Below are 745 nucleotides of genomic sequence, written 5' to 3'. Positions count from 1 at the left end.
GGCACTGTCTAGTTAGGCCAGTTTAAGAAGCGAGCAGTTCCGTGGTTTTGGTGTCTATGCTCAACCAAGAACTGCTCAGTGAAACGTTAGAGACGGCGAATCTTGAATGTTGGGAGAATGAGCGGACGGCGACGCCCGTCAGGGCGTTCGCCGTCCGCCTCCATGCGACCGGTTGTTCGCTCAGAGAAACAAAAGCAATTCTTCGACTATTCGGCGTAAAACGCTCACATCAGGCAATTTTTCAGTGGGTACATCGGCTCGCTGACAGCGTTTCCGACCCGCCGTCGGCTGCGCCGACGCGGGTCGCGGTGGACGAAACCGCTGTCAAAATTAACGGCGAGTGGTTATGGGTGTACGCTGCAATAGACACCGAAACAAAACTGCTACTCGGTATCGAAGTGTTTGATCAGCATGGGACCGATCAAGCGGCTTCATTTCTGTCTGGATTGGCCGAGAAACACGATCTCTCGGACGCGGTGTTTCTCGTTGATGGCTACGGGTATCGGACTGCCCTCTTCCGAATTGGATTGAGCGGTCACCTTGACTATACCGAGCGAAACCTCATCGAAAAGTGGTTTCACACGCTCAAACAGCGCATCGACCGCTTTCATACGTCGTGGGTGGGCAGTCGGCCGACCGTTCAGCAGTGGCTTGAACAATTTGTGCATTACTATAATCATCAGCGACCGCATCAATCGCTCGACAATCGAACACCTGTTGAGGAGGAGCTAAACTAGACAGTGCC

1 protein-coding gene is annotated in these 745 nt (G+C 53.3%); it reads left to right on the top strand.

Translation table 11 applies throughout. From position 1 onward, the window contains the following. Window positions 1-56: 56 nt before the first annotated feature. Complete coding sequence (locus tag AC1XDK_RS30785) at window positions 57-737, top strand: IS6 family transposase (protein ID WP_483353832.1); 681 nt, start codon at window positions 57-59, stop codon at window positions 735-737. Window positions 738-745: the final 8 nt, after the last annotated feature.

The sequence above is a fragment of the Haladaptatus sp. HS23 genome, from assembly GCF_056892285.1.
The sequence above is the reverse complement of the archived record's forward strand: the minus strand, read 5'-3'. Positions and strand labels throughout refer to the sequence as shown.